Here is a 3,907-nt window from a genome sequence, read left to right on the forward strand (position 1 = left end):
TATTCAAGCAGAAAAATATATAGAAAGTACTTTTCATGAGTAAAAGTAGATGACCCAAATCTTTGATTTGGTGTCAGTGGCTTTTACAGAGTGCATTAATTTTGAAGGAGGTGGAAAAATGTTAGCAGTTGATAAGGATACTTTTGATCAAGAGGTACTAGAGTCAGAAGGTGTTGTATTAGTGGACTTTTGGAGTGATGGATGCGAACCATGCAAAGCGTTAATGCCAGACATTGAAGAACTTGAAGGACAATACGGCGACAAGATAAAATTCGTAAAACTTAACACTACTCAAGCAAGAAGATTAGCTATCAAGCAAAAGGTATTAGGTTTACCTACAATCGCTATCTATAAAAATGGTGAAAAGGTAGATGAAGTAACAAAGGATGATGCCAATAGAGGAAGTATAGAGGCAATGATTAATAAGTTCATATAAGAAGTAGTGACTAAGTGCTGTAAATCTGGCCTATAGTTGTAGGTATTTGCTAAGCTATGGGCCCTCTATAAATAAAGGGAGGTGAAGTTTGTGCGATTAGAGTTAGGAAAGATTTTTATTAAAGATGTACAGTTTGGTGAGGCTACAAAGATTGAGAATTCTATACTCTATATTAACAAAGAAGAGATGCTTAATACAATTGGTGGAAATGAGCATGTTAAAAGTATTGACATTGAGTTAGCTCATCCAGGAGAAGAAGTGAGAATTACTCCTGTAAAGGATGTAATTGAGCCAAGGGTAAAGGTAGAAGGTCCAGGGGGAATCTTCCCTGGTGTATTAAGTAAGGTAGATACTGTAGGAACTGGTCGTACGTATGCGTTAAAAAACATGGCAGTTGTTACTGCTGGTAAAATCGTTGGTTTCCAAGAGGGAATTATCGATATGACAGGTCCTGGAGCAGAATACACTCCTTTTTCACAGTTGCATAATGTTGTAATTATTGCAGAACCTGTAGACGATATTAAGCAATATGACCATGAAGCAGCTGTTAGAATGATAGGGTTAAAGGCCGCTCAGTATCTTGGAGAGTTTGCTAAAAATCTTGAGCCAGATGAAATAAAGTATTATGAAACAGAGCCTATTTTAGAATCTATCAAGAAATACCCTGACTTACCTAAGGTTGGTTATGTGTATATGCTTCAAACTCAAGGTTTGTTACATGATACCTACGTATATGGAGTAGATGCAAAGAAAATAGTACCTACAATCCTTTATCCTACAGAAGTGTTTGATGGAGCGATTATCAGTGGTAACTGTGTATCTGCTTGCGATAAGAACCCAACCTATGTACACCAAAACAATTCTATTATAGAGGACCTTTACGAGAAGCATGGTAAAGAATATAACTTTGTTGGTGTTATTATTACTAACGAAAATGTTTATCTTGCAGATAAAGAAAGATCTTCAAATTGGACAGCAAAGTTATGTAAATTCTTAGGATTAGATGCTGTCATTGTTTCACAAGAAGGTTTTGGTAACCCAGATACTGACTTAATTATGAACTGTAAAAAAATCGAAAATGAAGACATCAAAACCGTTATTGTTACTGATGAGTATGCAGGTAGAGATGGAGCATCTCAATCCCTTGCAGATGCAGATCCAAAGGCAGACGCAGTTATAACAAATGGTAATGCAAATGAGACGATTGTTTTACCACCGATGAAAAGAATCATTGGCACAACAAAGTACACCGATATTATTGCTGGAGGTTTTGATGGTAGCTTAAGACCTGATGGTAGTATTGAAGTAGAAATACAAGCTATTACAGGTGCTACAAATGAGACAGGTTTTGTAAAGCTAACATCAAAGGCTTACTAATAAAATTTAATCACTATAGCTTTGTTTAAAAAGACAAAGCTAGGAAAAAATATATAGAAAAACATATAAAAAAGAAAGAGAGGGTGATACTATGGCAAGATTTGATGATAAAAAAGTCATCATCATTGGCGATAGAGATGGAATTCCTGGTCCAGCCATAGAAGAGTGTTTAAAAACAACAGGCGCAGAAGTTGTTTTCTCTTCGACCGAATGCTTTGTCTGAACCGCTGCAGGAGCAATGGACCTAGAAAACCAACAAAGAGTTAAGGATATAACTGAAAAATACGGCGCAGATAAGGTGGTAGTCGTATTAGGCGCAGCAGAAGCAGAAGCAGCAGGATTAGCTGCAGAAACTGTGACTGCTGGAGATCCAACCTTTGCAGGTCCATTGGCAGGAGTCCAGTTAGGACTTAGAGTATATCATGTGGTAGAGCCACAATTTAAAGATGAAGTAAATGCTGAAGTATATGATGACCAAGTCGGTATGATGGAAATGGTTCTTGATGTAGATGGCATTGCTGAAGAAATGAATTCTATCCGAAGTGAATATAGTAAATTCAACGATTAATTAACCAATAAAATTCCCGTTAAAATTTGGAGAGGGGGGAAAGTATGAGCAAAAAAAGAGTCGTTCATTATATCAATCAATTTTTCGCAGGAATCGGTGGCGAAGAGAAAGCTGATATAAAACCTGAAGTTAGAGAAGGTGTAGTAGGGCCGGGTATGGCATTTAATACTGCCCTTAAGGAAGAAGCTGAAATTGTTGCAACAATAATTTGCGGTGACTCTTATTTCAATGAAAACCTAGATACAGCAAAGCCAGAAGTTCTTGAGATGATTAAAAAATACAACCCTGATTTATTTATAGCAGGACCAGCTTTCAATGCAGGAAGATACGGTGTTGCTTGCGGTACAATAGCAAAAGCTGTACAAGATGAATTAGGAATCCCTGTAATAACAGGAATGTACACTGAAAACCCTGGTGCTGATATGTTTAAAAAGAGTGTTTATATCATAGAGACAGGAAACTCAGCTGCTGCCATGAGAACAGCAGTTCCTGCAATGACTAAGCTAGCTCTAAAGATGTTAAAAGGTGAGGAAATAGGTTCACCTGAAGAAGACAAGTATTTATCAAGAGGTATAAGAAAGAACTATTTCGCTAGCGAAAGAGGTTCTAAAAGAGCCGTTGATATGTTAATTAAAAAGCTCAAAGGCGAAGAATATGTTACTGAATACCCAATGCCAGATTTTGATAGAGTTGAACCAAATCCAGCAGTAAAGGATTTATCAAAAGCTAAAGTTGCCTTGGTTACCTCTGGTGGTATTGTACCAAAGCATAACCCAGATAAAATTGAAGCCTCCAGTGCATCAAAATATGGCAAATATGATATTGCTAACTTTGCAGAATTAACAGAGGCTGACCATGAAACAGCCCATGGTGGATATGACCCTGTATACGCTAATGCAGATCCTGATAGAGTACTGCCAGTAGATGTACTAAGAGATCTTGAAAAAGAAGGCGTTATTGGGGAACTTCATAGATATTTCTATACGACTGTAGGAAATGGAACATCTGTAGCAAACTCTAAAGCCTTTGCTGCGGAATTTGCCAAGGAATTGATAGCTGATGGAGTTCAAGCTGTTATCCTAACCTCCACATGAGGCACCTGTACACGTTGCGGTGCAACAATGGTTAAAGAAGTTGAAAGAGCTGGTATTCCAGTAGTGCATATTTGTACAGTAGTGCCGATTTCATTAACAGTAGGTGCTAACAGAATCGTACCTGCCATAGCTATACCTCATCCATTAGGAAATCCAGCATTGGAACCAAAAGATGAAAAGACATTAAGAAGAAAAATCGTAGAAAATTCATTAAGGGCATTGACTACGGAAGTGGATGGTCAAACTGTATTTGAAGACTAAAAAAATTGCCAGCTGTTTATTAAGCAGCTGGCATCTGTAGTTGGTTACCTATATAAACATATTAGTTTAAAGCTAAACGAAAAACTATGGAGGTGGAAAGAAATGTCCTATGCAGTAGTAAAAGGAACATCCTACGTACTTGTGCATACCCCAGACATGATTATGCACAGT

4 protein-coding genes are annotated in these 3,907 nt (G+C 37.4%); all 4 read left to right on the forward strand.

The window, feature by feature from the left end; all coding sequences use genetic code 11:
- Positions 1-118 precede the first annotated feature (118 nt).
- The 4 genes from trxA (at position 119) to grdB (ending at position 3,736) form a co-directional block, all read left to right on the forward strand.
- Positions 119-436 carry a thioredoxin TrxA gene (gene trxA / locus CHB72_RS25385; RefSeq protein WP_089285653.1) on the forward strand — a complete coding sequence of 106 codons (318 nt, stop codon included), beginning with the start codon at positions 119-121 and terminating at the stop codon, positions 434-436.
- A 90-nt stretch (positions 437-526) separates the two neighbouring features.
- On the forward strand, positions 527-1,813 hold the full coding sequence (locus tag CHB72_RS25390) for a glycine/sarcosine/betaine reductase component B subunit (RefSeq protein ID WP_089285654.1): 1,287 nt from the start codon (positions 527-529) through the stop codon (positions 1,811-1,813).
- A 91-nt stretch (positions 1,814-1,904) separates the two neighbouring features.
- A complete protein-coding gene (grdA, locus tag CHB72_RS25395; RefSeq protein ID WP_089285655.1) occupies positions 1,905-2,381 on the forward strand; it encodes a glycine/sarcosine/betaine reductase complex selenoprotein A in 477 nt (158 codons plus the stop codon).
- A gap of 44 nt (positions 2,382-2,425) precedes the next feature.
- Complete coding sequence (gene grdB / locus CHB72_RS25400; protein WP_089285656.1) at positions 2,426-3,736, forward strand: glycine reductase complex selenoprotein B; 1,311 nt, start codon at positions 2,426-2,428, stop codon at positions 3,734-3,736.
- Positions 3,737-3,907: the final 171 nt, after the last annotated feature.

It is taken from the genome of Anaerovirgula multivorans (genome assembly GCF_900188145.1).
GTDB classification, from domain to species: Bacteria; Bacillota; Clostridia; order Peptostreptococcales; family Natronincolaceae; genus Anaerovirgula; species Anaerovirgula multivorans.